Raw genomic sequence first — 25972 nt, 5'->3', positions numbered from 1 at the left:
TTTGCTGTGAATCGCGAGTATCAAAGTCAGTCAGAATCTTACTGTTGCAGAAAGGTCAGCACCCATTTGTCTCGTTCTGATATCGAGGAGGCGGGATCGAAATCGGGGACATCATGGCAGAGGCGGCACTGAAATTCGGCGCGGCGGAGACGCCGCTTTATCGCGAGGCCCCGAACAACATCGAGGCCGAGCAGGCGTTGCTCGGCGCCATCCTCGTCAACAACGACGCCTTCTATCGCGTCTCGGATTTCCTCAAGCCGGCGCATTTCTACGAGCCGCTGCACCGCCGCATCTTCGAGGTCGCTTCCGAGCTCATCCGCATGGGCAAGATCGCGACGCCGATCACGCTTAAGACCTTCCTGCCGGCCGACGAGAAGGTCGGCGACATGACGGTGGCGCAATATGTGGTGCGGCTTGCCGTCGAAGCCGTCACCGTCGTCAATGCGACCGACTATGGCCGTGCCATATACGACCTCGCCACGCGCCGCGCGCTGATTACCGTCGGTGAGGACATGGTCAACATCGCCTATGACGCGCCGGTCGACATGTCGCCCGCCGACCAGATCGAGGATGCCGAGCGGCGGCTGTTCGAGCTCGCCGAAACGGGCCGCTACGACGGCGGCTTCGAGAGCTTCAACGATGCGGTCAAGACCGCCGTCGACATGGCCAACGCAGCCTATATGCGCGATGGCCACCTGTCCGGCATCTCGACCGGCCTGCGCGACCTCGACCGTCGTATGGGCGGCTTGCAGCCTTCCGACCTGATCGTGCTCGCCGGGCGCCCCGGCATGGGCAAGACTTCTTTGGCCACCAACATCGCCTTCAACATCGCCGAGGCCTATGTGCCGGCGCAGCAGGCCGACGGCACGTTCAAGGCCGCCAATGGCGGTGTCGTCGGCTTCTTCTCGCTCGAAATGTCGTCGGAACAGCTCGCCACCCGCATCATCTCCGAGCAGACCGAGATTTCGTCGTCGAAAATCCGCCGCGGCGAAATCACCGAGATGGATTTCGAAAAACTCGTCGCCTGCTCGCAGACGATGCAGAAGATCCCGCTGTTCATCGACCAGACCGGCGGCATCTCGATCGCGCAGCTCTCCGCCCGCGCGCGACGTCTGAAGCGGCAGCGCGGCCTCGACCTGATCGTCATCGATTATATCCAGCTCATGCAGGGCTCCTCCGCGCGCGCCTCGCAGAACCGCGTGCAGGAAATCACCGAGATCACCACAGGCCTCAAGGCCTTGGCCAAGGAGCTCGGCGTGCCGATCATCGCGCTGTCGCAGCTGTCGCGCCAGGTCGAAAGCCGCGACGACAAGCGCCCGCAGCTCTCGGACCTTCGCGAATCCGGCTCCATCGAGCAGGACGCCGACGTGGTGCTGTTCGTCTATCGCGAGGAATATTACCTCAAGAACCGCGAGCCGAAGCTCGGCACCGAGGAATACGTCAAGTGGGAAAACGAGATGAACGAGGCGCGCGGCAAGGCCGAGGTGATCGTGGCCAAGCAGCGCCACGGACCGACCGGCACGGTGAGCCTTGCCTTCCACGGCGAGTTCACGCGGTTCTCGGACCTGGCCGAGGAGCATCATCTGCCGGAGAGGTTTGAGTAGGCGCTTGCTTTGGGAGTAGCTGATTGGATTTCAGCGACATCTATCAACGGATGAAGTTCGAAGCATATGAAATCTCCGAGGACGAACGAGCGCAACTGACCAGTTATTTGAGATCTCCTGGGTCAATTTCTACCGCGAAATCCCACGCCGGCTTGCTAGTCTTCTGCTATTCGAGCGAGCCGGCGTCCGAGAACATAGAGTTAGTCAGGAAATTCCTTGCCAAACATGTTGAGGACTACACACGAAGCGCAGCGGTGACTGGTCTTTATCGGATTTGGAAGCTGGGAACGACCTCCGATATCGACAATCTGCTCGGTCTTGTAGCACTTTGGCCAGAGGATTCTCGGTACTCCACCTCTATTTCCGCGATCGGATGCGCATTCCTTCTCATGCATCGCCTTCAGGACCGTCGTCTCTCGCTGGCACTCAGGCAGTTGTTGGAGACGCTGCATGAAGAACTTAGACAAGATAACGAATTAGCAGTCGGCCTCTTCATTCATGCCTGTTGGTCCGCGTATGATAATTGGGCCCAAAGCAACCTGCAGCGCCGCATCCATTTCGATACGATTGAAGAGGCGTTGTCGATCTATTGGGATCGCCAGAGATATTTCTTGGAACCAATAAACTGATGGCCAAGTCCCGCGTTCAGTTCATCTGCCAGAATTGCGGCTCGGTGCATCAGCGCTGGGCCGGCAAGTGCGATGCCTGCGGCGAGTGGAACACGCTGGTCGAGGAAGGCACGTCCGGCGGCATCGGCTCGGGGCCGGCCAACACGCGCAACGCCCGCAAGGGCCGCGCCGTGGTGCTCACCAGTCTCGCCGGCGACATCGAGGACGCGCCGCGCATCGTTTCGGGCATCGGCGAGCTCGACCGCGCTACCGGCGGCGGTTTCGTGCGCGGCTCCGCGCTTCTCGTCGGTGGCGATCCCGGCATCGGCAAGTCGACGCTGTTGACGCAAGCCGCCGCGGCGCTCGCCTCGAAAGGCCACCGCATCGTCTATGTCTCGGGCGAGGAAGCTGTCGCGCAGATCAGGCTGAGGGCGCAGCGCCTCGGCGTCGCCTCGACGCCGGTCGAGCTTGCCGCCGAAACCAATGTCGAGGACATCCTCGCCACCATCGCCGACGGCAGGCGGCCGGACCTCGTCATCCTCGATTCCATCCAGACGCTGTGGACCGATCTTGCCGATTCGGCGCCGGGCACCGTCACCCAGGTGCGCGCCGCCGCCCAGGCGATGATCCGCTACGCGAAATCCACAGGCGCCGCGATCGTGCTCGTCGGCCATGTCACCAAGGAGGGCCAGATCGCGGGCCCCCGCGTCGTCGAGCACATGGTCGACGGCGTGCTCTATTTCGAGGGCGAAGGCAACCATCACTTCCGCATCCTGCGCACGGTGAAGAACCGGTTCGGCCCGACCGACGAGATCGGCGTCTTCGAAATGTCGGACAAGGGCCTGCGCGAGGTCTCCAATCCATCCGAACTGTTCCTCGGCGAACGCCACGCGAAATCGCCCGGCGCCGCGGTTTTCGCGGGCATGGAAGGCACAAGGCCGGTGCTGGTCGAGATCCAGGCGCTGGTGGCGCCCTCCTCGCTCGGCACGCCGCGGCGCGCCGTGGTCGGCTGGGACGGCGCGCGGCTGTCGATGGTGCTCGCCGTGCTCGAGGCGCATTGCGGCGTGCGCTTCGGCCAGCATGACGTCTATCTCAACGTCGCCGGCGGCTACCGCATCTCGGAGCCGGCGGCCGATGTCGCGGTCGCCGCGGCGCTGGTTTCGTCGCTCACCGGTCTTGCCCTTCCCGCCGATTGCGTCTATTTCGGCGAAATCAGCCTATCGGGCGCCGTGAGGCCGGTCGCGCATGCGCAGCAGCGCCTCAAGGAAGCCGAAAAGCTGGGTTTTGGAAGTGCGGTGCTGCCGCTCGGCAGCGAGGAAGTTGCCGGGGGGATCGGGGCCGGCGCGTTCCAGCCCACCGAGCTTGCCGACCTTGTGGCGCGCATAGCCGGCTCACGGCGCGGCCGTGCCGACGACGAGGAGTGACGCGGCTCATCAAGCCGTAAGACAGGAAGTGGGGCGAGAACCATGCCGATTACGCTGCTTGACGGAATCCTCGTCGGCTTCACCCTGGTCTCAGCGATGCTCGCCATGGTGCGCGGCTTCTCCCGCGAAGTGCTGTCGGTGGTTTCCTGGGCAGCAGCGGCGGCGGCGGCGTTCTTCTTCTACAAGCCGGTCCTGCCCTACGTTCAGCCCTATATCGACAACGACAAGATCGCGATGGCGGCCTCCGCCGGCATCGTCTTCCTCATCGCGCTGATCGTCGTCTCCGTCATCACCATGAAGCTCGCCGACTGGATCATCGATTCGCGCATCGGCGCGCTCGACCGGACGCTCGGCTTCCTCTATGGCGCGGCGCGCGGCATCCTGGTGGTCGCGGTGGCGCTTTTGTTCTTCAACTGGCTGGCCGGTGCCAAGGCGCCCGCCTGGGTCGCCAATGCCAAGTCGCGGCCGCTGCTGGAGACGATCGGCGCCAAGCTCGAAAGCGTGCTGCCCGAAAACACCGAGGAACTGGTCAACAAATACACGCATAAGGGCAGGCCGCAGGCCGGCGCGCCGGCCACCACCGATCAGCCCGCGGCCGAGCCGCCGGCCGCCGGTGACGACAACGCGCCGGCACCCGACGACAGCGAGGGCGAGGCGCCTGCCGACAACGAGCCGGCTCCGGCGCCAGCCCCGGCTCCCGCTCCGGCGCCGGCAAATTGAAATCCAGGCCAGCCATAGCGCTGGCCTGAGGCATTTTGTGAATGCCCGACGAGGCGCGTTGCGTTCCGCGAGAGATCGCCTTATATGGCGGCTTTAGCGGAGCTTGAGCACCAGATGGCAGACTCAACGGCAGACGAAGGCAAAGTCCTTTCCGCCGAGGCCGACGACCATTTCCATGACGAATGCGGTGTGTTCGGCATTTTCGGCCGGCAGGACGCGGCGGCCATCGTCACACTCGGTCTTCACGCCTTGCAGCATCGCGGCCAGGAAGCGGCCGGCATCGTCTCCTATGACGGCACGCAGTTCCATGTCGAGCGCCATGTCGGCCTGATCGGCGACACCTTCACCAAGCAGCACGTGCTGGACCGCTTGCCGGGCAACCGCGCCATCGGCCATACGCGCTATGCAACCACCGGCGGCGCCGGCATCCGCAACATCCAGCCCTTCTTCGCCGAGCTCGCCGAGGGCGGTCTGGCGGTGGCCCATAACGGCAACCTCACCAACGCGCTCACCGTGCAGCGCACGCTGCAGAAGCAGGGCTCTATCTTCTCCTCGACCTCCGACACCGAGACGCTGCTGCACCTGGTCGCGACCAGCAAGGAGCGCGATTTGAATTCGCGTTTCATCGACGCGATGCGCCAGGTGGAGGGCGCCTTCTCGCTGGTGGCGATGACGGCCAAGAAGATGATTGGCTGCCGCGATCCGCTCGGCATCCGACCGCTGGTGCTGGGCGATCTCGACGGCGCCTGGATTCTCGCCTCCGAGACCTGCGCGCTCGACATCATCGGCGCCCGCTTCGTGCGCGACATCAAGCCCGGCGAAATGGTGGTGATCACCTCCAAGGGCATCGAGAGCATCTTTCCGTTCGAGCCGCAGAAGACGCGTTTCTGCATCTTCGAATATGTCTATTTCGCGCGACCGGATTCGTCGGTCGAAGGCCGCAATGTCTATGATGTGAGGAAGCGTATCGGCGCCGAGCTCGCACAGGAAAATCCGGTCGAGGCCGACATCGTCGTGCCGGTGCCGGATTCCGGCACGCCGGCCGCGATCGGCTTCTCACAGGCCGCCGGCATTCCCTTCGAGCTCGGCATCATCCGCAACCACTATGTCGGCCGCACCTTCATCCAGCCGGGCGATTCCATTCGCCACATGGGCGTCAAGCTGAAGCACAACGCCAACCGTCGCATGATCGAGGGCAAGCGCGTGGTGCTGGTCGACGATTCGATCGTGCGCGGCACCACCAGCCAGAAGATCGTGCAGATGGTGCGCGACGCCGGCGCGAAGGAAGTGCATATGCGCATCGCATCGCCGCCGACCAGCGCGTCCTGCTTCTACGGCGTCGACACGCCGGAGAAGTCGAAGCTCCTGGCCTCGCGCATGTCGGTGGAGGAGATGGCGGAATTCATCCGCGTCGATTCGCTCGGTTTTCTCTCGATCGACGGACTCTACCGCGCCGTCGGCGAAGCGCGCCGCGACAACGACCAGCCGCAATTCTGCGACGCCTGCTTCACCGGACAGTACCCCACCCGCTTGCTCGACTTCGAAGGCCACGACAACGTCCGCACGCTGTCGCTGCTGGCGAGCGGCGGGTCGTAAGCCGCAATATTTGTTTTGACGCAATTCCGGACGGAAAACCGCTAGACACTTTTCCTCGAATTGCTCCAGCTCACGGACATTCTCGCATGACCCTCGACCTCTCCGGCCGCGTGGCGGTCGTCACCGGCGCCTCGCGCGGCATCGGCTATTTCATCGCCAGGGAACTGGCGGCAGCCGGCGCGCATGTCATCGCGGTGGCGCGCACGGTGGGCGGGCTGGAGGAGCTCGACGATCAGATCAAGGCCGATGGCCGCGGCCAGGCGACGCTGGTGCCGCTCGACCTGACCGACATGGCCGGCATCGATCGGCTGGGCGGCGCAATCCATGAGCGCTGGGGCAAGCTTGATATCCTGGTTGCCAATGCCGGCGTGCTGGGCGTTATCTCGCCGATAGGCCATGTCGAGGCCAAGACCTTCGAGAAGGTGATGACCGTCAACGTCACCTCGACCTGGCGGCTGATCCGTTCGGTCGACCCGCTGCTCAGGCTCTCCGACGCCGGCCGCGCCATCATACTCTCCTCCAACGCGGCGCATTCGGCGCGCGCCTTCTGGGCGCCTTATGCCGCTTCCAAGGCGGCGGTCGAAACAATGATGCGGTCCTGGGCGCATGAGACCGAGAGCCTGCCGCTGAGGGTGAACGCCGCCGACCCCGGCGCTACTCGGACCGCGCTGCGCGCGCAGGCAATGCCCGGCGAGGATCCGGAGACGCTGCCGCATCCCTCCGAGATCGCCAGGCGCATCGTGCCGCTGGCGAGCCCGGAGTTGAAGGAGACGGGCCTGATCTTCCAGGCCAAGCACAACCGCTTCGTCGCCTACCGGCAACCGGAATAAAAGAAGCTCAGACCGGATTAAACCGGGCTCCGGCAACGTTCTTCGAATGCAAGGCATTCGAAACTGGAGGACCGACATGCGTAGACTTCTTCTCGTTGCCGCCACCGCCATTGCCGCGGCACTCGCCGCGTCTGCTGGCGTAGCCCTCTCGCAAGACAAGACCATGAGCTTCTTCGTCACCAGCGTCGGCTCCGGCAAGGGCGCCGATCTTGGCGGCCTGAAAGGCGCCGATGCCCACTGCGCGTCGCTCGCGGAAGCGGCCGGCGTCACCGGCAAGACCTGGCATGCCTATCTTTCCTCCAGCGCCGAAGATGCGCGCGACCGCATCGGCAAGGGTCCCTGGTTCAACGCCAAAGGCGAGAAGATCGCGGACGACGTCGCCTCGCTGCACAGCGATGCGAACGGCATCACCAAGCAGACGGCGCTGACCGAAAAGGGCGAGATGATCAACGGCCGCGGCGATACGCCGAACCGGCACGATGTGCTGACCGGCTCCAAGCCCGACGGCACCAGGATCGCCGACCAGACCTGCGGCGACTGGACGATGAGCGGCGCCGAAGGTGCCGCCATGATGGGCCATCACGACCGCACCGGGCTCGACGATTCGGCAGCGGCGAAGTCCTGGAATTCCTCGCATGCGTCGCGCGGCGGCTGCAGCCAGGAGGCGCTCAAGGGCACCGGCGGCGACGGCCTGTTCTACTGCTTCGCGGTCGAGTGAGCCCGAAGCCCCATCGGTCCATTCACGGGTCTGTGAACGGGGCGGCGAAAGCGTGTGCCGCCGCCCTGCTTTCGCGATCCCCAGGGAGTTGCTAGGATCGATCCGACTCCGACATTCGAGCAAAGCGAGGAATTCCCATGGCCGCCTCTCCCAGCGTAGCGTTGGTCTGGTATCTGGTGATCGCCGGCCCGCAAGGCGGCATGGTGGTGCTGCCCAGCACCTTCGACACCCGCGAGCAGTGCACCAACGCCATCACCGAATATCAGAAGCAGCCGACGCCGCAGGGCTGGGCCGTGCAGTGCGTGCCGAGCGCCTCGCCCTTCACCGACGAAGGAGATGCTGAGGAGCCCTCTGCGCAGTAGCGCCACTGTCTCCCTCCTTGAGGGGGAGATCAGTTGGCGCTCACACTCAACGCCGGCTTGTTGTTGATCGTCTGGAAGACCACGCAGTAGCGCTCGGTGAGCTTCATGAGCGAATCGATGCGCTCTTGCGGTTCGTGGGTGTCGAGGTCAAATTTCAGCCTTATCTCGCGAAAGCCGACCGGCGCATCCCGGGCGACGCCGAGCGTGCCGCGAAAATCGAGGTCGCCCTCGGCCTCGACGGTGGCATTGCCGAGCTTGAACTCCAGCGCCGTCGCCACAGCTTTCAACGTCACGCCGGCGCAAGCGACCAGGGCTTCCAGCAGCATGTCGCCCGAGCAGAGCTCCAGGCCCGAACCGCCGGTGGCCGGATGAAGCCCGGCAACCGCAAGCGCCCTGCCCGTCTCCACCTTGCAGGCGATCGACTGGTCGTCGAGCGTGCCGCGGGCTCTCAACGTGATCAGCGCCTTGGCGGCGTCCTCGCGATAAGCGTCCTTCAGCGGAGCTTGCATGGCTTTGAGTGCGGTTGCATCCATTTGGTGTCCTTCCGATGCGTCTTTGACGGTAGATAGCACATAATTCGAGCTTGGGTTCCTCGCCCCATGAAATGGAGAGAGGTGGCTCGGCGAAGCCGAGACGGAGAGGGAGCGCGCTACGAAGGCCCCCTTTCCGTCCGGTTCGCGGACACCTCTCGGGGGCGAGGAACCCAAGTCTTGAGACGGCCCCTTTGACTTCCCTCGCCCCGGCCATACTTTTGCGGATGCCATCCAAGCGGAGCTCCCATGCGATTCAAGCTCGTCCCCCTCGCCTTCCTGGCGCTCGCCGCCTTCGCCCAGCCAAGCTTCGCAGAAACACCGCAACGGCCGGCCCCGACCGGCGGCGTGCTGTCGCTGTTGCCGGTGCCGCAGGTGACCGAGCATTCGATCACGCTTGGCGGGCGCAAGCTGGATTACCAGGCCAAGGCCGGCACGCTGTCGCTCTTGTCCGGCAAGGGTGAGGTCACGGCCGAGATATTCTATGTCGCCTACACGCAGCAGTCGCCCGTCCCGGCCAAGGATCGGCCGATCACCTTCGTCTTCAACGGCGGACCCGGTGCTGCTTCGGCTTACCTGCATCTCGGCGCCATCGGACCGCGCATCGTCGAGACCGCCGCCGACGGCGAGTTCCGGCGGCCGCCGCAAAAGCTCATCGACAATCCCGACAGCTGGCTCGACATGAGCGATCTCGTCTTCGTCGATCCTGTCGGCACCGGCTACAGCCGCGAAGCGCCGGGGCATGAGCCGAAAGAATTCTGGAGCGTGGACGCGGACGCCAGCTCGGTCAGCGCCTTCATCCGCCTCTATCTGGCGCAGAACGGCCGCACGGGATCGCCGCTGTTCCTCGCCGGCGAAAGCTATGGCGGCTTCCGCGCCGCGCTGCTTGCCCGTACGCTGCAGGAAGATGTGGGCCTGAGCCCCAGCGGCATCGTGCTGATCTCGCCGGCGCTGGAGTTTATGCTGGTGCGGCCCGACCAGTTCGACCAATTGCACTGGGCGCTGGAGCTGCCTTCGCTGGCGGCGACGCGGCTCAAGGGCGACGGCGTGAGCGGCGACGCGTTGCGCGACAGGCTGGCAGAGGTCGAGCGTTACGCGCTCGGCGATTACCTGACGGCGCTGAACAGCGGGCTGGAGCAAGGCGGAAAGCTCGCCAGCGGGCGCGTGTCGGAGATCACCGGCCTGCCGCTCGAGCTTGTCCAACGCAATTTCGCCCGCATCCCCATCGGACTTTTCGCCAAGGAATTCCAGCGCGCCACGGGCAAGGTTCTCAGTCCCTATGACGCCACCATCGGCACTGCCGACATCGCGCCGCAAAGCGCGCGTGACACCGGACCCGATCCGGTGCTCGACCGCAGCGTTCCAGTGCTTACCTCCGCCTTCGTCGCCTATGCCCGCGACGAGCTCAACTACCGCACCGATGTCAGCTACCGGCTGCTCAATGGCGAGGTCAGCCGCAACTGGGATTACGGCACATCGGGCCAAGGCTATGCCGGCGTGATGAACGACCTGCAGCGGGCGCGTTCGCTCAACCCTGCCCTCGGCGTCGTTATCGTCAACGGCTATACCGACCTCGTCACGCCCTATCTCGCCTCGCGCTATCTGGTGAACCAGCTTCCCTCTCTCGGCGACACCAAGCCGATCCGCCTCGACGTCGTCGATGGCGGCCATATGATGTATCTGCGGCCGGACGGGCGGCGCGCGCTGAAGGATGCGGCATCGGAACTCTACCAGGCGACGCAATAGGCTCCGGCAGGCACGCGGCAAAAGGCCTGCGCCAACGCAAGCGCCGCGGTGGAGCAGCGCCGTGCAAGCTTTCGCCCGTATAGCTGGAGCAACGGTCCCGACTGGGGCGGAACCGCTTCACGCAAGCACGCTGAAACCGCATGGCCGATGTCGTCATCCTCGAAAGCCGCGAAAGGGTGCTGGCCGGCATCCTGTTCACGGCCGCCGCCTATTTCCTGTTTTCGGCGCAGGATGCCTCGATCAAGCTTCTGGTCGCCGGCATGACGGTCTGGCAGATCATGTTCGTGCGCTCGATCACCGTGCTCCTCGCCTGCGGCGCGATCGGAGGGAAGCGGCTGTTTGCCGACACGATCGCTTCACCGATCGTCAGGCCGATGCTGGTGCGCAGCGCTTTCACGCTCGCCGCCTGGCTTTGCTACTACAATGCCGCCCGCTCGCTGCAGCTTGCCGAGCTCACCACCATCTACTACGCCGCGCCGATCATCGTCACCGTGCTGTCGGTGCTGATCTTGAGCGAGACGGTGCCGCTGCTGCGCTGGATCGCAGTGGTCATCGGCTTCGTCGGCGTCTTCATCGCCTGCGATCCGACCCGGCTCGGCCTCTCCGTGCCGGTGCTTCTGGTGCTGGCCGCCGCGGTTTTGTGGGGCATCGCCGTGGTGCTCTTGCGCAAGACGGCGCTGCAGGAGCGCACGACGATCCAGTTGGTGCTCAACAATTTCTATTTCCTGCTCTTCTCGGCCGTGCCGGCGCTGCTCTGGTGGCGCATGCCCGATTGGCGGCAGCTTCTTTTGCTGGTCAGCGTCGGGGCGCTCGGCGGGGTGGCTCAATATGTACTGTTCGAAGGCATGAAGCGCGCGCCGGTGTCGATTATCGCGCCGTTCGAATACACTTCGCTGGTCTGGGCCTTCGCGCTGGGCTACGCCATCTGGGGCGACGTGCCGCGCACGGAAGTGTTCATGGGCGCGGCGCTGATCATTGGCGCCGGCCTGCTCATCGTCGGCAACGAGCATTTCCGCAGACGGGAACACGCCTCATGACAGAAGGCTGTCAGGAGCAACTGGTTAGGCTGGCGCCATGACGGAGACGCTTGACATGCCCGAAAAGCTTGCGCCTGCCGCCGCCGACGTGGCGGCCGAGCGCACGCTCGGCATCATCCTGGTGTCGGCATCGGCTGTCGCCTTCGCGCTCACCGGCGTGCTGACCAAGTCGATCCATGCGGACCCGCTGACCATCACCTGCTGGCGCGGCTTTTTCGGCTCGATCCTGATCACGCTCTATGTGCTGTGGCGCCGGCGCCGCTCGGGCGGACGCGAGAGCCTGAGATTGGGCTGGCGGGGCTGGCTGCTCGCGATTGAAGGTGCTGCCGCCAGTATCGCCTTCATCTCTGCCTTCAAATTCACCTATGTCGCTAATGTTGCCGTCATTTACGCGACCTCGCCCTTCATCGCGGCGCTGCTTGCCTTCCTGCTGGTGCGGGAAAAGTTCCGGCTGCAGACCATGGTCGCGGCCGCCGTATCGCTGTGCGGCGTCGCCATCATGGTGGGTGCCGGCCTCGGCAGCGGACACCTGTTCGGCGACGGGCTGGCGCTTTTGATGACCACCGGCAGCGCGCTCTACATGATCATGGTGCGCGCTTTCCGCGACTCGCCGGTCGTATGGGCGGGCGCCGTCTCGGCCTTCCTGCTTTTCGTGCTCGGCTGGTTCGTCACCGATCCGCTGGCCGTCTCGACGCGCGACGTGGTGCTGCTTGCCACCTTCGGCTGCTCCTTCGCGCTGGCCTCGATCCTGTGGACGGAAGGCTCGCGGCTGATCCCGTCGGCCGAAGCCGGGCTGCTCGGCTCGGCCGAGGTGCCCTTCGCCATCCTGTTTGCCCTGCTGTTCCTCGGCGAGGTTCCGCCGATGGCCAGCGTCATCGGCGGCGCCATCGTGCTTTGCGCGGTCTTTGCCCATGCCGGGCGCGACTGGCTGAAGGCGAAGTCCGCGACGGCGTAAAAATATTTCGCCACTCACGGAACCATCATCCGGCTCAGGCATTGTTAGATCGACGGGTCACCCCCCAAGTCCCCCCAAACCCCTCGACCCGTCCGACTAGAAGCCGACCCGCAAAAAGGTCGGCTTTTTCTTTGGGAATTGTTTGTTCGGGAATTCGCGGGATGTCGCACCGCGATTTTTATCAGGACGACAAGGCCAGCCCGCCGCCGAGAAGCTCCGCAAGATCCCGCGCCGGGCGGGCCGCTTCGCGGCCGAGCCGGATGGCGAAATCGGCCATCGGCAGCGGCGGCAGGTTGAAATCGGCAGATGCCTCGACGATGCCGGAATGGGCAAAACGCCGGGTGCGCGGCGTCAGTGCGATGCCGGCATTGACCGCGCTGCGCAGACCGGCAAGGCTGGCGCTTCCGGCGGCGATACGGTAGCGGCGGCCGGCAGCGTCCAGCGCGTTGAGCGCGGCCTCGCGGAAGCCGCAATAGGGATCGAGCAGCGCCAGCGGCACCACCTCCTGCCGCGCCGCCAGCCCTTTTTCCGAGCACAGCCACAGCATCGACTCGCTGATCACAGCGGCTTCATCCGGCGATGGGGAATGGCGCATGGTGATCGCGAGGTCGAGCTGGCCCGCCTGCAGCGCCGACCCGAGTTCCATGGAACGGCCGACGCGCAGCTCGATCCTGACGCGCGGATGGCTGATCGCGAAGGCGCGCAACAGGTCCGGCAGGCCGTGGTCGGCGAAATCCTGCGTCGTGCCGATGGCTATGCGGCCGCCGGCGCGCGCGCCTTTCAGCGCCAGCCAGGCTTCGGTGTGGACGGCAAGAATTCGCCGTGCATGGCCGACAAGGTCTTCGCCTGCCGGCGTCAACCCGCGTCCCCTGCCCTGCGGGGTGAGTAGCGGCTCGCCGACGATCTCTTCCAGCCGCTGCATCTGCGCGGTCACCGCCGACGGCGTGCGGCCGACGGCGGACGCGGCCTTGGCGAGCGAGCCGCCGTCGACGAAGGCGAGAAAGGTTTTCAGCAGATCGGGATCGAGCGTTTCCACACTTCGACGATATCGAAGCATTTATCAAAAACAATTCGATTTTTTTGATGGTATGATGATGGCACGCTCCTTCCATTCGAAGGCACAAGACCTCGAACCGAAGGAGAGAAAAATGCCGATCATCAATGTCAGCGTCACCGGCAGGCCCGACGCCAAGCTGTCCGCCGCGATTGCCAGGGAGATCACTGAGATCACCGCAAGGGAGTTACGCAAGGATCCGACGGTCACCGCCGTGGCAGTAAACTATATCGATCCGCAGCACTGGTTCGCCGGCGGCAAGTCGCTGGCCGAGCTCGGGACCAACACGTTCTGGCTGGACATCAAGGTCGTCGACGGCACCAACACCAAGCTTGAGCTCGAAGCCTATCTCAAGGCGATCTTCGAGGCTTTCGGCCGGCTGCTCCAAGGGGTGCATGAGGAAAGCTATGCTTTGGTGCACGAGGTGCCGGCCGCGGCCTACGGCTTTGGCGGCAAGAGCCAGGAGTTCCGCTTCATCAGCGGAAGGCTGAAGACGGCGTAGGCGCCTGTCCCCTTCTCCCCTTGTGGGCCTGTTGCGCAGTCAGCGAGAACAGGCCCACAAGGGGAGAAGGGGGAGCCCGGCCTTCCCCCCACATTGACCTTGCCCCCACTTCCGCTACCTTCTGCCGCCGAAGCGGCCGCTCAAGAGCCGCGCTGGAGGAGACTGGGAGAGAGCGGCATGATCCTGACCCTAGCGCTGCTGGCGGGCCTTGTTCTTGCCTGGCTGCTGATCGCGGTGATCGAACGGTTCCGGCTCGACCTGCGCTTCACCCAGGCGCTGCTCTATGTGCCGTTCAAGCTCGCCTATCGCATCGTGGACAACCGCATCCGCATTGCCCGCAGCGCCAAGACGCCGGTGATCTATGTCGTCTCGCACCAGTCGCGCTTCGAGCCGGCGCTGATGCTGTCGCTGCTTCCCGACGATACGCTGCATATCCTGGACGACGCCTCGGCGCGCTCGCCCTGGCTGGAGCCGTGGCGCGAGCTTGCCCGCACCATCGCCTTCAACGCCGAGCATGTCTTCGTCAGCCGACGGCTGGTGCGCGTGCTGAAGGGCAAGGGGCGGCTTGCCGTCTACCTGCCGGATAATGTCGAGCCGGATGTCAAATCCTTCCGGCTGTTTCGCGCCATCACCCGCATGGCCATGCAGGCCGACGCCCGCATTGTGCCGATCTTCGTTGCCGGCACGCGCGACCTGCCGGTGTCGCTGACGCCGAAGGAGAAAGCGCCACGCCATTGGTTCCCGCGGCTGTCGGTGAGCGCGCTGGAGCCGATGACCATCGCCGAGCTTACGGCGCGCAATCCCGACATGGCCTCCAACACCAACGCGCTGTTCGACCGTTTCGCCGAAGCGCGGCTCTACGGCACCAATCTCGACCGAGGGCTGTTCCTCGCCATGCGCGACGCCGCCGATCGCGTTGGCCCTTCGCGCCCGATCATCGAGGATGTGATTTCCGGTTCGCTCAGCTACCGCAAGCTGTTCATCGGCGCTCGCGTGCTCGGCCGCCATTTCGAGGCGGTGACGGCGCCCGGCGAAGCGGTCGGCGTGCTCTTGCCCAACGCCAATGGCGTGGTGCTCACCTTCGTCGGCCTGATCTCGGCGGGCCGCGTCGCCGCAATGGTCAACTACACCGCCGGCCCGGCGAGCGTGACCGCGGCGGTCCGCACCGCCGTGATCCGCACCGTGATCTCGTCCCGCACCTTCATCGAAAAAGCCGGCATCGACGACATCGTCGCCGCGGTTGAGGCGGGCGGCGCGAAGATGCTCTGGCTGGAGGATGTGCGGGCCAGCGTGACGACCCTCGACAAAGTCGCGGCCGCGCTTTTGTGGCGCCTGCCTTTGCAGCGCCAGCAAGCCTCGAAGCCAGCCGTCATCCTGTTCACCTCGGGCTCTGAAGGCACGCCGAAGGCGGTGGTGCTGTCGAGCCGTAACCTGCTCGCCAATGTGATGCAGGCGGAAGCGCGCGTCTCCGTCTCGCCGGCGGACATCCTGCTCAATGTGCTGCCGGTGTTCCATTCCTTCGGCCTGACCGGCGGCACCGTCCTGCCGCTGGTGCTCGGCATAAAGCTGTTCCTTTACCCCTCGCCGCTGCACTACAAGATCATCCCCGAGATCGCCCGCAAGGTGAAGCCGACGGTGATGTTCGGCACCGACACCTTCCTTGCCAATTATGCCCGCACCGCCAAGGACGGCGACTTCTCCAGCCTGCGCTTCGTCGTGGCCGGCGCGGAAGCGGTGAAGCCGGAAACACGGCGCACCTATCGCGACCGCTTCCAGGCCTCGATCGTCGAAGGCTTCGGGCTGACCGAAGCCGCGCCCGTCGTGGCGGTGAACACCGCCATCCATGGCCGCGACGGCACGGTCGGGCGGCCGCTGCCGGCCATCCGCATGAAGCTGGAGCCGGTCGAGGGTATCGCCGAGGGCGGCCGGCTGTGGCTCGACGGGCCGAACATGATGATGGGCTATATGACCGCCGACCGTCCCGGTGAATTGCAGCTACTGGAAGGCTGGCACGACACCGGCGACATCGTCTCGATCGACCGCGAGGGTTTCATCACCATACGCGGCCGGGCCAAACGCTTCGCCAAGATTGCCGGCGAGATGGTGTCGCTGGGCGCCGTCGAGATGCTGGTGCAGTCGCTGTGGCCGGAAGAGCGCCACGCGGCGGTGGCCGTGCCCGACAAGAGGCGCGGCGAGCGCATCGTGCTGGTCACTACCGCCGACGACGCCAATGCCGAGGAACTGCGCCAGTTCGGCAAGAAGGCGGGTGCCGCCGAATTGATGGTGCCCAACGACATCATCAAGGTCGACGAGATTCCGGTGCTGGGTTCGGGCAAGACGGATTACATCTCGGCGCGCAAACTGGCGATCGACCGGCTGGGGCTGAGCGCGGCGGCTTAGATAGGCGCCGGCTTTAACCGATATCCGAGGGCGGCACCTTTTCGCCTTCGCGCATGGCCCGCTTCGAATAGGCGCGCACGGAGAGCGGCAGGAACAGCAGATACCCTGCGACCGAAGCGGTCAGCGTGTACCAGGGATAGGTCATCAGCAAGAGGATGTAGAGCACCACGCCGAGGATGACCGGCAGCACCCTGTCGCCCGGAACCTTGACGCTCTTGCCCGAATAGACCGGCAGACGGCTGACAAGAAGGAAGGCGATGAGCACGGTGAAGCCGGTGGCGATGAAGGCGGCCGGCCGGCTGGGCTCGAGCCCGAGCCGCAGGAAATAGAGATAGAGCGGCAGCATGACCAGAACGGCGCCGGCCGGAGCCGGCACGCCGACGAAATATTCGGTCTGCCATGCCGGCTGGTCGGTGTCGTCGGCCAGCACGTTGAAGCGGGCAAGCCGCATGCCGCAGGCGATGGTGAAGAGAAGTGCCGCGATCCAGCCCGGCGAGCCGGCGCGATCGAGCAGGAAGGCGTAGAGCACCAGGGCCGGCGCAACGCCGAAATTGACGATGTCGGCCAGCGAATCCATCTGCGCGCCGAATTTCGAGGTGGCCTTCAGCATGCGCGCCAGCCGCCCGTCGATGCCGTCCAGGAAGGCGGCGAGCAGCACCATGACCACTGCGATCTCGAAGCGGTTCTCGAAGGCGAAGCGGATGCCCGAAAGGCCGGCGCAGATGGCAAGCACCGTGACCAGGTTGGGCAGCACCATGCGCATCGGGATCTCGCGGATGCGCGGTCCGCCGCTGGCGTGGGCCTCGAATTTCTTGAACGGCGCGCCCAATGCTCAGGAAATCCTGACCAAGGGCGTGACCGCCGTGCCGCCAAATTCGGCAAGCACCGTCTCGCCGCCGACCGCCGTCTGGCCGACCGCGACGCGCGGCACGGCGCCCGAGGGCAGGAAAACATCGACGCGCGAGCCGAAGCGGATCAGGCCGAAACGCTCGCCGATGGCGATCGTACCGCCGGCCTCGGCCCAGCAGACGATGCGGCGCGCCACCAGCCCGGCGATCTGCACGGCGGCGATCGTGCCGTTCGGGCTGTCGATGACCAGGCCGTTGCGCTCGTTCTCGGCGCTCGCCTTGTCGAGCTCGGCATTGAGGAATTTGCCGGGCTTGTGCTCGATGCGCGTGATCCGGCCGCGCACCGGCGCGCGGTTGATGTGGCAGGAAAACACGTTCATGAACACCGATATCCGGGTCATCTCGCCCGAGCCCAGGCCAAGCTCGCTCGGCGGCACGGCAGGCCCGACCGCCGAGATCACGCCGTCGGCCGGGCTCACCACCAGCCGGTCGTCGACCGGCGTGACGCGCTCGGGATCGCGGTAGAAATAGATGCACCATGCGGTGAGGATCAGCCCGATCCAGAACAGGATCGAGGAGAAATAGCCGAGAAACAGCGTTGCCGCGGCGAAGGCGGCGATGAAGGGATAGCCTTCGCGATGGATCGGGACGAACGTGTTCTTGACGGAGTCGAGAAGCGTCATAGGACTTTGGGGGCGGTCCCTGTTTCAGGTTGCGCCTCAATAGCCGAAAGCCCCCCTCCCCGCAACGCAACAATGGGAAAGAGTGAGCGGCGGGTACGGCGATGATAGCCGCGACTTTCAACACGACTGTAGGAACCCGGCCATCTCATCCGTCCTAGGCTGGACAACGCGCCCAGGGAGCCGGCCAATGTCGTCATCGAGCAGCGTCAGGAAAGCCAATATCATCATGGAAGGCCTCGCCTTCGGCGAATCTCCGCGCTGGCATGAGGGGCGGCTCTGGCTTTGCAACTGGGGCACCGGCAAGATTGTCGCCGTGGACGAAGAGGGCAAGAGCGAGGTCATGCTGACCGTGCCGGCTGTCCTGCCCTATTCGATCGACTGGCTGTCTGATGGACGACTGCTCGTCGTTTCGGGTCGGGATGGCCTTCTGCTCCGGCAGGAGGCAAATGGCGGGCTCGTCGCACATGCCGACCTCACGGGACTGTCGAAGAACTCGTGGAACGAAATTGTCGTCGATGGCCGCAACCACGTCTACGTCAATGGCGGCGGACCAGCACCGGCACCGGGCGAGCATTTCGGGCCGGGCACCATCGTGCTGGTCGCGCCGGACGGCACGCTGCGACAGGTTGCCGAGGATATCGCCTTCGCCAACGGCATGGCGGTGACACCGGACAACCGGACGCTGATCGTCGCCGAATCTCACGCCAGGCGGCTGACCGCCTTCGATATTGGCGAAGACGGCAGCCTTTCCAAGCGGCGCGTCTGGGCTGACCTCGGCAACGACTATCCCGACGGCATCTGCATCGATGCCGAAGGCTGTGTCTGGTATGCCGATGTACCGAACCGGCACTGCGTCAGGGTGCGCGAGGGCGGCGAGAAAGTCGACAAGGTCGAGGTCGATCGCGGCTGCTTTGCCTGCGTGCTGGGCGGAGCCGACGGCAAGACGCTTTTCATCCTCGCCGCCGAATGGCGCGGCTTCGAAAACATGGTGAGCGACTCTCGCACCGGTCAGGTGCTGAGCATCACCGTAACCGCGCCTGGCGCCGGATGGCCCTCCTACACCTCCGGCACGCGCTGGTAGTTGGCGATGTCGGCCTTGACGCCGAGGCGCGCGATGGTTTCCTGCGCGCTGAAGGCGATGCGCTCATGCGCTGCCTTGACGATCGGCACCACCTTGTCGACGGCGTCCTGGCTTTCCCATTCGACCAGGGTGACGATGTTGAACTCGCCCGGGCCGGAGAACTGTTCCAGCAGGAAATCCTGCACGAAGCCTTCCTGCTGGCGCAGCAATTCGTGCGTCATGATGACCTTGCCGAGGATTTCGTCGCGCGCTTGCGCCGGCACGACGAATTTATCGACCCGGAACACGCTGCCGGTGCGGTGGTTCTTGATGCTCATTTCGATCTGTCTCCGTTCTTGGACGAGTTGCTTCGCAGGGGCTCGGAGACGGTTTGCAAGCTCAAGTTAAGTTGAGGTCAAGGGGGATTTCGCCCTTCCCTTCTCCCCTTGGGAAGAAGGTGAAGTCGGCGCTAGCTCACCTCCGACGTCCTGCGCCGCACAACAACCCCCAGCTCGTCGCTCTCGCGGGCGATGCGCAGGCGCTCCTCGGCTTCGGTCGCTTCGCGCTGGCGGTCCCACATCGAGGCGTAGAGGCCGTGTTTGGCGAGCAACGCCGCATGCGTGCCGCGTTCGGCGATCTGGCCGTCCTTGAGCACGATGATCTCGTCGGCCGAGATCACCGTCGACAAGCGGTGCGCGATCACGATGGTGGTGCGGCCCTTGCTGACGAGGTCGAGCGCGGCCTGGATTTCCTGCTCGGTCTGGGTGTCGAGCGCCGAGGTCGCCTCGTCCAGCATCAGAATCGGCGGCGCCTTGAGGATGGTGCGGGCGATCGCCACGCGCTGCTTCTCGCCGCCCGACAGTTTCAGCCCGCGCTCGCCGACCATCGACTTGTAACCCTCCGGCAGCTTGTCGATGAACGGCCCGATCTGGGCCAGCTCGGCGGCCTTGCGCACCTCCTCCTCGCTGGCGCTGACGCGGCCGTAGCGGATGTTATAGGCGATGGTGTCGTTGAAGAGCACCGTGTCCTGCGGCACCATGCCGAGAACCGCGCGCAGGCTCTCCTGCGTGACATCGCGGATGTCCTGGCCGTCGATCAGCACCTGGCCGCGCTGCACGTCGTAAAAGCGGAACAGAAGCCTGGAAATGGTCGACTTGCCGGCGCCGGACGGTCCGACGATCGCCACCGTCTTGCCGGCCGGCACCTCGAAGGAGACCCCCTTCAGGATCTTGCGGTTAGGATCATAGGAGAAATGCACGTCGCGGAATTCGACCTTGCCGGGACCGACCTTCAAAGGCTTGGCATCCGGCTTGTCGACGATCTCCTGGGGCACGTCGAGCAGGTCGAACATATGCTCGATGTCGGTCAGGCCCTGCCGGATCTCGCGGTAGATGAAGCCGATGAAATTGAGCGGTACCGAGAGCTGGATCAGCATGGCGTTGATGAAGACGAAGTCGCCGACGCTCTGCGTGCCGGCCTGCACCTCCAGCGCCGACATGCACATGACGATGACGGTGCCCAGGCCGAAGATGAGGCCCTGGCCGAAGTTCAGCCAGCCCAGCGAGGTCCAGGTCTTGGTCGCGGCGATCTCGTAGCGCGCCATCGAGCGGTCGAAGCGCTCGGCCTCCATGCGCTCGTTGGTGAAATATTTGACCGTCTCGAAGTTGAGCAAAGAGTCGATCGCCTTGGTGTTGGCGTCGGTGTCGCTGTCGTTCATGTCGCGGCGGATCGAGATGCGCCAGTCGCTCGCCTTGACCGTGAACCAGACATAGAGCCAGACGGTCACGGCGACCACGACGACGTATTTCCAGCCATAGGTGAAGGCGAAAATGCCGGCCGTCAGCGCGAATTCGAGGATGGTCGGCGCCGTATTCAGCATGATGAAGCGCACGATCGTCTCGATGCCCTTGGTACCGCGCTCGATGATGCGCGACAGGCCGCCGGTGCGGCGCTCAAGATGGAAGCGCAGCGACAGCTGGTGCATGTGGACGAAGGTGCGGTAGGCGAGCTGGCGCACCGCATACTGGCCGACCCGGGCAAACAGCGCGTCGCGCAGCTGGTTGAAGCCGAGCTGGACCAGGCGCAACAGGTTGTAGGCGATGACCAGCATAATCGGCGCGAGCAGGAAAGCTGGCAGCGGCGGCGGCGCCTTCGAGGCGTGAGCCAGAGCATCGGTCGCCCATTTGAAGAAATACGGGCCGGCGACCAAGGTGACCTTGGCGACGACCAGAAGCAGCGTCGCCCAGGTGACGCGGGCTCTAAGATCGGCGCGTTCGGCCGGCCACATATAGGGCCAGAGGTTGCGCAGGGTCGTGAGGGTGCCGGCTTCGGCGGATACGGTTTTTTCGGCCACTAGTCTTGCCTTTTGGGTGAGAGGCTGGGGCAGCAGGAGTTGACGAGCTCGGTGAGCGAGGCCGACACACCGGCCAGCGCGGCGTGGTCGACGGCATAGCGCGAGCGCTGCCGGTCGGCCTCGAAGCGGACCAGCCCCGCCTCGACCAGCACCTTCAGATGCTGCGAGACGGTCGACTGGGCGAGGTCGAGATGATCGACCACCTCACGGCAGGAGCAGCAGGAGCTGGCCGAGAGGCGCTTCAGGATCTCGATGCGTGCCGGATGCGAAAGCGCCGCCAGGCGGAGCGCCATGGCGTGACTGTCGCTGCAGCGGATTTCGGGGGATTCGGTCATCGTCCATCGGCGATAGACGATGAAGGATGGGAGGGCAAGCTAGGCGGATGGATAGAGAGCTAATCTCCCCGCTCGTGGGGGAGATCAGCCAATCGCCACCTTCACTCCGTCTTCGTCGGAGTGGTCATCTGCTCGCCCAAAGCCTTCATGTCGGCATCCTCGCCTTCCTTCGACTTGGATGGCACCTTGAACACCTGGCCCGGCCAGATGCGATCGGGATCGCGGATCTGGTCCTGGTTGGCCAGATAGATGGTCGAGAAGCGAGTGCCATGGCCGTAGACGCGGCGCGAGATGCGCCAGAGCGTGTCGTTGCGGCGGATGATGACCGCGCTGTCGGCATGTTCGAGCTTGGGCGCGACCGTCTCGGGCACATCGGTCGTGGGCGTCGCTTCAGCGACTTTGGCTGGAGCCTCGGCGGGCTTGGCCGCTTCGGCCGTTGCGGCCGGCTTGGTTTCAGCGGTCGCGGGCGCCTTGGCCTGCTTGGCCTCGCCCGTCTTCATCTCGCTGGGGGCGACGGCGGCCATCGACTCGCCGGGCTCGCGCTCGAACGGTACGGCGGCGCGGGCGACGACCTTGACGCCGTCATCATCCAGCCCGTCGACATGTATGGTGTAGCTGCCGACCGGGATGTCCCGCTTCGCCTCGATCAGGAAATGGCCGTCGGGCGAAGTCTTTGCATCGCCGAGCAGCATGTCCCCGGCATAGGCACGCACCTTGCGGCCGGGATCGGCCGTGCCGGCGACGAAGATCTTGCCGCCGTCGATCTCGACCGCTTCGACGGCGATCTTGGGCTCCGCCGCGGCACCCGCAGCCGGCGCGGTCGCCTGGTCGGTGGCGGCCGGCGCGGTCGCAGCCGGCGCCGAGGCCGTGTCGGATGCAGTCGGCGCGGTCGCAGCCGGAGCCTGGGCCGCAGGCGCCGCCGCCTCACCGGTTGCGCCCGGCGCCGCCTGCTTGGTCTTGGCCTGCGGCACGGTGATCAGTTGCGAGGCCTTGCCCGGCTCCTCGACCATGGCCAGCACCTGACCCGTCGGGCTCTGCGGCACCGAGACGACGGCGGTCTGGGCCGAGGCGACGGTAGTGCCGCCGACCGTCTGGCGCAGCGTGATCGTATAGTCGCCCGGCTTCAGCGGATCGTCCAGCACGATGGCGAAGGCGCCGTCCGGGCCGGAATCGGTCGAGCCGAGCACGGTGCCGCCACTCAGGATCTCGACCTTGGCGTTGGGCGCGGCGCTGCCGGCGACGACGACCGAGCCATTGCCTTCGACGCGCACGACATCGAAGGTCGGCAGAGTCGGGCCTGTAGCGGCGGCTGGCGCCTGGGCGGGCGTTGTGGTGGCCGGCGCCATCTTATTGGCAGGCGCCATCGTATTCGCCGGAGCCATTGTGTTTGAAGGAGCCTGGGGCACGCGCGCCTCCGTGCCCGTGCTCGAGGATTCAGCGGGTTTCGCATCGCCCTGCGGCAGCGCCGCGACCTGCGCCGGCTTCTGGTTGTTGATATAAGGGTCGAGCGCGCCCGAGCCGTAGGCGACCGCCGCGACGGCGACAACGCCGCCCGCCGCAAACAAAAACGCCTTGGAAGGATTGATAGCCATAATTCCTTAGTGCCCCCTTAGCCACCTAACGCCCGGTCTAGCGTGTTTTCTCCACGCTCACAAGAAAAAGCCCGTCGGCGGGCTTGACCCGGCCAACCGTCCCCATCACCAATCATCGCCATGAACACGATTCGATCCGTCTGCGTCTATTGCGGCTCGTCTCCGGGCCGCGACGAGGCCTATATCAAGGCCGGCCACACGCTCGGCCGCTCGCTTGCCAAATCCGGGTTGCGCCTGATCTATGGCGGCGGCACCAAGGGAATCATGGGCGCCGTCGCCGATGGCGCTCTCAAGGCCGGCGGCAAAGTCACCGGCATCATCCCACGCTTCCTGATCAACAAGGAAGCGACCGAAAGTGCGCTCGACAAGCTCGATGAACTCTTGATCACCGACAATATGCATGAGCGCAAGCATAGCATGTTCGAAAAATCCGACGCCTTTGTGGCGCTACCGGGCGGCATCGGCACGGTGGAGGAGATCGTCGAGATCATGACCTGGGCGCAGCTCGGCCATCACCGCAAGCCCATCGTCTTCGCCAACGTCAAGGGTTTCTGGGACCCGATGCTGGCGCTGATCGAGCACATGTCGGAGGAGGGCTTCATCCACACCGCGCATAGGGTGAAGCCGCTGGTGGTCAACGACCCGGAAGCGATCGTCGCCGCCATCATGGTGGCGGGCTCGTCGGTCGACGCCCCGACGGAAGGGGTGCAGTCGGTGATAGACAAAATGTAGGCAGTGGGGATTAGGCAGTAGGCAATAGGGAAGACAGGCCCTACTGCCTACTGCCTACTGCCTACTGCCTACTGCCTACTGCTTACTGCCTAACCCCTACCGCCCTCCTCAAATCCCCAATCACCGCCCGCCGATCATTCCTGCGCCATGCCAGATGGATCGACACGCTGCGCTTGAACCAGGGCAGGTCGCGGAAGATCACGCCAGGCGGTGCGGCGCTTCGCAGGCTTTCCTGGACCGTGGCGAGGCCGAGGCCGGCGCTGACCAGGCCGAGCGAGGTCAAGGGGTCGTTCGTCTCATAGGCGATATCGGGCATGAAGCCGGATTCGACGCAGGCCGCCAGGAACTGCGCGCGGTTGGTGTCGCCGGGCTGGCGCACGACGGTGATCCAGACCCGGCCATCGAGATGGCCGGGTGCGATGTCGGCGACACTGGCGAGCGGATCGCTTTCCGGCATTGCCAGCACCAGCGGCTCGCGCCGCACCAGCATGCTTTCAAGATCGGGATCGCCCTCGGGCGCCGGAGAATAGACGAAACCGAGGTCAAGGATCCGCTGCCTTAGATCGTCGAACTGCGCCGCGGTTCGCCGGCTCCTGAGTTGCAGGTGGAAATCCGGCCGCGCCCGGCGAAAGTCCTTCAGCATCGCGGCAACCAGCCCGGAATGCACGGCGCCCTCGACATAGCCGATGGCCAGGCTGCCGGCGGCGCCGCTGGCGAGATTGCGCCCGAGTTCTTCCAGCCGCGCCGCATTGGCGAGCAGCGCGCGGGCTTCGGCAAGGAAGGCCTTGCCCTCGGCATTGAGATGGACGCGCTGCTTCACGCGCTCGAACAAGGGGACGCCGAGCTGCTCCTCGAGCTGGATGATCTGCCGGCTCAGAGGCGATTGCGAAATGTGCAACTGCTCGGCGGCGCGGCCGACATTGCCGGCCTCGGCGACGGCGACGAAATATCTGATCTGGCGCAGGTCGAGCATTTTGCCTCCAACTCAGTCCTCAAATGTCTCAACCATAACCTAATCAGTCTTGGACAGTCTGACCAGCCGGCGCAATATCTCCCGCATTAACCAGCCACGAAGGAGACCGCCATGCAGTTCTTTGCCCTGCTTACCCGCAACACCCAGAAGTTCAGCGACGCCGATTTCGCTCCCCTGCTCCCGCCTGAATCCGAGCAGCGCAAGACGCTCTACGTGCAAGGCGCGGTGCGCCAGATCTGGAACCGCGGCGACGTTCCCGGCACCGGCATAATGTTCGAGGCGGCCAACGAGAAGGAAGTGCGCGGCCACCTCGCCACGCTGCCGCTGATCGAAGCCGGAATGATGGACATCGCGGCGATCGTGCCGCTGGACCCTTATCCCGGTTTCGGGCCGAAGCGCTGAGTGAGGCTTCAGGTGAGGCTGTTATCCCGCGCAGCACCCTCACCGCCTCGGGGCCGTAACCGCGGCCACCCGCTCCCCTTGCCGCAGACGAAGCCGGCGCTATTGTCGGCCGCGATCCGAAACAGGGCGGAATATCCATGAAACTTGGCTTTGTCGGCACGGGCGCCTTGAGCTCGGCCATCGTCACCGGGCTGAAATCGCTGCCGGGCGAGACGACGCCGGTCGTGGTCTCGCCGCGCAACGAGGCGATCGCCGCGGCGCTTGCCCAGCGCTTTGCGGATGTTCGCATCGCCGCCGACAACCAGGCCGTGCTCGACCAGTGCGACACGGTGATGCTGGCGGTGCGGCCGCAGATCGCGCACGAGGTGCTGAAGGAGCTGCGGTTCCGCAAGGACCATCACGTCGTCAGCCTGATCGCGACGATATCGCGCGAGGAGATCGCCGGCCTCGTGGCGCCGGCCGCGCATGTCGGCAAGGCCCTGCCCATGCCGATGATCGCCCGCCTGCAGGGCGCGACACTCATCTGCCCGCCGGACCCGATCGTCGCGGCGTTCTTCGGCAAGCTTGGCCGGGTGATCGAGGTCGAGGATCAGGGCGAGTTCGATGCGCTCAGCGTCGTCACCGCGACCTATGCCAGCTATTTCAAATATCTCGACACGATCCACGCCTGGGTGCGCGGCCAAGGCGTTCCGGGCGACAAGGCCCGCGACTACATCACCAGCATCTACAAGGCGCTGGCCAACGCGCCGGATACGGCGCCGGACGAAGATTTCATGCATCTTGCGCAGGATTATGCGACGCGCGGCGGCATCAACGAGCAAGTGCTGCGCGAGCTGACGGAACGGGGCACGTTCGAGGCCTTCGCCGAGAGTCTTGACCGCGTGCACCGGCGCATTGCCGGCAAATAG

The 25972-nt window shown here is 65.1% G+C and carries 25 protein-coding genes and 1 pseudogene; 17 read left to right on the top strand and 9 right to left on the bottom strand.

Features of this window, described 5'->3' with window-relative positions; all coding sequences use genetic code 11:
* The first annotated feature begins 113 nt into the window (after window positions 1–113).
* The 8 genes from P9273_RS23520 (at window position 114) to P9273_RS23485 (ending at window position 7862) form a co-directional block, all read left to right on the top strand.
* Window positions 114–1604 carry a replicative DNA helicase gene (locus P9273_RS23520; protein ID WP_041001960.1) on the top strand — a complete coding sequence of 497 codons (1491 nt, stop codon included), beginning with the start codon at window positions 114–116 and terminating at the stop codon, window positions 1602–1604.
* A 23-nt stretch (window positions 1605–1627) separates the two neighbouring features.
* On the top strand, window positions 1628–2233 hold the full coding sequence (locus P9273_RS23515; protein WP_278050900.1) for a hypothetical protein: 606 nt from the start codon (window positions 1628–1630) through the stop codon (window positions 2231–2233).
* Window positions 2233–3636 carry a DNA repair protein RadA gene (gene radA / locus P9273_RS23510; protein WP_278050899.1) on the top strand — a complete coding sequence of 468 codons (1404 nt, stop codon included), beginning with the start codon at window positions 2233–2235 and terminating at the stop codon, window positions 3634–3636. Before P9273_RS23515 ends, radA begins: the two co-directional genes overlap by 1 nt.
* 42 nt (window positions 3637–3678) lie before the next feature.
* Window positions 3679–4356: a CvpA family protein gene (locus P9273_RS23505; protein ID WP_278050898.1), complete on the top strand. Its 678-nt coding sequence runs from the start codon at window positions 3679–3681 to the stop codon at window positions 4354–4356.
* A gap of 114 nt (window positions 4357–4470) precedes the next feature.
* Window positions 4471–5952, top strand: a complete 1482-nt coding sequence (gene purF, locus P9273_RS23500; RefSeq protein WP_278050897.1) for an amidophosphoribosyltransferase — start codon at window positions 4471–4473, stop codon at window positions 5950–5952.
* 86 nt (window positions 5953–6038) lie between these two features.
* On the top strand, window positions 6039–6782 hold the full coding sequence (locus P9273_RS23495; RefSeq protein WP_278050896.1) for an SDR family NAD(P)-dependent oxidoreductase: 744 nt from the start codon (window positions 6039–6041) through the stop codon (window positions 6780–6782).
* Window positions 6783–6858: 76 nt separating this feature from the next.
* The gene (locus P9273_RS23490) at window positions 6859–7500 is read left to right on the top strand and encodes a hypothetical protein (RefSeq protein WP_278050895.1); all 642 of its coding nucleotides are present in this window, start codon (window positions 6859–6861) and stop codon (window positions 7498–7500) included.
* Between the two features lie 137 nt (window positions 7501–7637).
* Window positions 7638–7862 carry a hypothetical protein gene (locus P9273_RS23485; RefSeq protein ID WP_041001972.1) on the top strand — a complete coding sequence of 75 codons (225 nt, stop codon included), beginning with the start codon at window positions 7638–7640 and terminating at the stop codon, window positions 7860–7862.
* Window positions 7863–7891: 29 nt separating this feature from the next.
* Here P9273_RS23485 and P9273_RS23480 read toward each other — a convergent pair whose 3' ends face one another.
* The gene (locus P9273_RS23480) at window positions 7892–8395 is read right to left on the bottom strand and encodes an OsmC family protein (protein WP_278050894.1); all 504 of its coding nucleotides are present in this window, start codon (window positions 8393–8395) and stop codon (window positions 7892–7894) included.
* 246 nt (window positions 8396–8641) lie between these two features.
* Between P9273_RS23480 and P9273_RS23475 the strand changes: the two genes are divergently transcribed.
* The 3 genes from P9273_RS23475 (at window position 8642) to P9273_RS23465 (ending at window position 12130) form a co-directional block, all read left to right on the top strand.
* Window positions 8642–10138, top strand: a complete 1497-nt coding sequence (locus tag P9273_RS23475; protein ID WP_278050893.1) for a S10 family peptidase — start codon at window positions 8642–8644, stop codon at window positions 10136–10138.
* A 140-nt stretch (window positions 10139–10278) separates the two neighbouring features.
* Window positions 10279–11175, top strand: coding sequence for a DMT family transporter (locus P9273_RS23470; protein WP_278050892.1), 897 nt, complete (start codon window positions 10279–10281; stop codon window positions 11173–11175).
* Between the two features lie 37 nt (window positions 11176–11212).
* Complete coding sequence (locus P9273_RS23465) at window positions 11213–12130, top strand: DMT family transporter (protein WP_278050891.1); 918 nt, start codon at window positions 11213–11215, stop codon at window positions 12128–12130.
* A gap of 181 nt (window positions 12131–12311) precedes the next feature.
* On the opposite strand, the gene P9273_RS23460 is transcribed toward P9273_RS23465, so the two are convergent.
* Entirely contained in the window at window positions 12312–13166 is an 855-nt protein-coding gene (locus P9273_RS23460) for a LysR substrate-binding domain-containing protein (protein ID WP_278051020.1), read from the bottom strand.
* Between the two features lie 112 nt (window positions 13167–13278).
* Here P9273_RS23460 and P9273_RS23455 point away from each other — a divergent pair, with 112 nt between their 5' ends.
* Together P9273_RS23455 and P9273_RS23450 are read left to right on the top strand one after the other, a co-directional pair.
* Complete coding sequence (locus tag P9273_RS23455; RefSeq protein WP_278050890.1) at window positions 13279–13686, top strand: tautomerase family protein; 408 nt, start codon at window positions 13279–13281, stop codon at window positions 13684–13686.
* A 177-nt stretch (window positions 13687–13863) separates the two neighbouring features.
* Window positions 13864–16086, top strand: a complete 2223-nt coding sequence (locus P9273_RS23450; RefSeq protein ID WP_278050889.1) for an AMP-binding protein — start codon at window positions 13864–13866, stop codon at window positions 16084–16086.
* Window positions 16087–16099: 13 nt separating this feature from the next.
* Here the strand turns inward: P9273_RS23450 and P9273_RS23445 are convergent, their stop codons facing one another.
* Entirely contained in the window at window positions 16100–16915 is an 816-nt protein-coding gene (locus P9273_RS23445) for a CDP-alcohol phosphatidyltransferase family protein (RefSeq protein ID WP_041001984.1), read from the bottom strand.
* A 3-nt stretch (window positions 16916–16918) separates the two neighbouring features.
* A pseudogene (locus P9273_RS23440) lies at window positions 16919–17620 on the bottom strand (phosphatidylserine decarboxylase); the annotation flags it as partial.
* 184 nt (window positions 17621–17804) lie between these two features.
* On the opposite strand from P9273_RS23440, the gene P9273_RS23435 reads away from it, so the two are divergent.
* Complete coding sequence (locus P9273_RS23435) at window positions 17805–18698, top strand: SMP-30/gluconolactonase/LRE family protein (RefSeq protein WP_278050888.1); 894 nt, start codon at window positions 17805–17807, stop codon at window positions 18696–18698.
* Here P9273_RS23435 and P9273_RS23430 read toward each other — a convergent pair.
* The 4 genes from P9273_RS23430 to P9273_RS23415 all read right to left on the bottom strand — a co-directional run bounded on the left by P9273_RS23430 (window position 18674) and on the right by P9273_RS23415 (window position 22957).
* Window positions 18674–19015 (bottom strand): antibiotic biosynthesis monooxygenase, encoded by a 342-nt coding sequence (locus P9273_RS23430; RefSeq protein ID WP_278050887.1) that lies wholly within the window; start codon window positions 19013–19015, stop codon window positions 18674–18676. The two genes, P9273_RS23435 and P9273_RS23430, sit on opposite strands and share 25 nt — an antisense overlap.
* Window positions 19016–19146: 131 nt before the next feature.
* Window positions 19147–21030, bottom strand: coding sequence for an ABCB family ABC transporter ATP-binding protein/permease (locus P9273_RS23425; protein WP_278050886.1), 1884 nt, complete (start codon window positions 21028–21030; stop codon window positions 19147–19149).
* Window positions 21030–21365 carry an ArsR/SmtB family transcription factor gene (locus P9273_RS23420; RefSeq protein ID WP_278050885.1) on the bottom strand — a complete coding sequence of 112 codons (336 nt, stop codon included), beginning with the start codon at window positions 21363–21365 and terminating at the stop codon, window positions 21030–21032. The genes P9273_RS23425 and P9273_RS23420 overlap by 1 nt, the downstream gene beginning before the upstream one ends.
* Before the next feature lie 101 nt (window positions 21366–21466).
* Window positions 21467–22957: a LysM peptidoglycan-binding domain-containing protein gene (locus P9273_RS23415; protein WP_278050884.1), complete on the bottom strand. Its 1491-nt coding sequence runs from the start codon at window positions 22955–22957 to the stop codon at window positions 21467–21469.
* A gap of 120 nt (window positions 22958–23077) precedes the next feature.
* On the opposite strand from P9273_RS23415, the gene P9273_RS23410 reads away from it, so the two are divergent.
* Window positions 23078–23689, top strand: a complete 612-nt coding sequence (locus P9273_RS23410) for a TIGR00730 family Rossman fold protein (protein ID WP_278050883.1) — start codon at window positions 23078–23080, stop codon at window positions 23687–23689.
* Between the two features lie 82 nt (window positions 23690–23771).
* Here P9273_RS23410 and P9273_RS23405 read toward each other — a convergent pair whose 3' ends face one another.
* A complete protein-coding gene (locus tag P9273_RS23405) occupies window positions 23772–24662 on the bottom strand; it encodes a LysR substrate-binding domain-containing protein (protein ID WP_278050882.1) in 891 nt (296 codons plus the stop codon).
* Between the two features lie 111 nt (window positions 24663–24773).
* Here P9273_RS23405 and P9273_RS23400 point away from each other — a divergent pair, with 111 nt between their 5' ends.
* Entirely contained in the window at window positions 24774–25064 is a 291-nt protein-coding gene (locus tag P9273_RS23400) for a hypothetical protein (protein ID WP_278050881.1), read from the top strand.
* Between the two features lie 137 nt (window positions 25065–25201).
* Window positions 25202–25972, top strand: coding sequence for a pyrroline-5-carboxylate reductase (locus tag P9273_RS23395; protein WP_278050880.1), 771 nt, complete (start codon window positions 25202–25204; stop codon window positions 25970–25972).

The organism is Mesorhizobium sp. WSM4935 (assembly GCF_029625735.1).
In the GTDB taxonomy this organism is placed as follows: domain Bacteria; phylum Pseudomonadota; class Alphaproteobacteria; order Rhizobiales; family Rhizobiaceae; genus Mesorhizobium.
This window is presented reverse-complemented; position numbering and strand designations above follow the sequence as displayed.

Bases quoted from the DNA above. Each gene is read 5' to 3' on its own strand.
- P9273_RS23430 (WP_278050887.1), bottom strand. From the start codon at position 19,015: ATGAGCATCAAGAACCACCGCACCGGCAGCGTGTTCCGGGTCGATAAA.
- purF (WP_278050897.1), top strand. From the start codon at position 4,471: ATGGCAGACTCAACGGCAGACGAAGGCAAAGTCCTTTCCGCCGAGGCC.
- P9273_RS23450 (WP_278050889.1), top strand. From the start codon at position 13,864: ATGATCCTGACCCTAGCGCTGCTGGCGGGCCTTGTTCTTGCCTGGCTG.
- P9273_RS23410 (WP_278050883.1), top strand. From the start codon at position 23,078: ATGAACACGATTCGATCCGTCTGCGTCTATTGCGGCTCGTCTCCGGGC.
- P9273_RS23520 (WP_041001960.1), top strand. From the start codon at position 114: ATGGCAGAGGCGGCACTGAAATTCGGCGCGGCGGAGACGCCGCTTTAT.
- P9273_RS23475 (WP_278050893.1), top strand. From the start codon at position 8,642: ATGCGATTCAAGCTCGTCCCCCTCGCCTTCCTGGCGCTCGCCGCCTTC.
- P9273_RS23455 (WP_278050890.1), top strand. From the start codon at position 13,279: ATGCCGATCATCAATGTCAGCGTCACCGGCAGGCCCGACGCCAAGCTG.
- P9273_RS23420 (WP_278050885.1), bottom strand. From the start codon at position 21,365: ATGACCGAATCCCCCGAAATCCGCTGCAGCGACAGTCACGCCATGGCG.
- P9273_RS23505 (WP_278050898.1), top strand. From the start codon at position 3,679: ATGCCGATTACGCTGCTTGACGGAATCCTCGTCGGCTTCACCCTGGTC.
- P9273_RS23490 (WP_278050895.1), top strand. From the start codon at position 6,859: ATGCGTAGACTTCTTCTCGTTGCCGCCACCGCCATTGCCGCGGCACTC.
- radA (WP_278050899.1), top strand. From the start codon at position 2,233: ATGGCCAAGTCCCGCGTTCAGTTCATCTGCCAGAATTGCGGCTCGGTG.
- P9273_RS23485 (WP_041001972.1), top strand. From the start codon at position 7,638: ATGGCCGCCTCTCCCAGCGTAGCGTTGGTCTGGTATCTGGTGATCGCC.
- P9273_RS23470 (WP_278050892.1), top strand. From the start codon at position 10,279: ATGGCCGATGTCGTCATCCTCGAAAGCCGCGAAAGGGTGCTGGCCGGC.
- P9273_RS23395 (WP_278050880.1), top strand. From the start codon at position 25,202: ATGAAACTTGGCTTTGTCGGCACGGGCGCCTTGAGCTCGGCCATCGTC.
- P9273_RS23405 (WP_278050882.1), bottom strand. From the start codon at position 24,662: ATGCTCGACCTGCGCCAGATCAGATATTTCGTCGCCGTCGCCGAGGCC.
- P9273_RS23480 (WP_278050894.1), bottom strand. From the start codon at position 8,395: ATGGATGCAACCGCACTCAAAGCCATGCAAGCTCCGCTGAAGGACGCT.
- P9273_RS23435 (WP_278050888.1), top strand. From the start codon at position 17,805: ATGTCGTCATCGAGCAGCGTCAGGAAAGCCAATATCATCATGGAAGGC.
- P9273_RS23465 (WP_278050891.1), top strand. From the start codon at position 11,213: ATGACGGAGACGCTTGACATGCCCGAAAAGCTTGCGCCTGCCGCCGCC.
- P9273_RS23495 (WP_278050896.1), top strand. From the start codon at position 6,039: ATGACCCTCGACCTCTCCGGCCGCGTGGCGGTCGTCACCGGCGCCTCG.
- P9273_RS23415 (WP_278050884.1), bottom strand. From the start codon at position 22,957: ATGGCTATCAATCCTTCCAAGGCGTTTTTGTTTGCGGCGGGCGGCGTT.
- P9273_RS23400 (WP_278050881.1), top strand. From the start codon at position 24,774: ATGCAGTTCTTTGCCCTGCTTACCCGCAACACCCAGAAGTTCAGCGAC.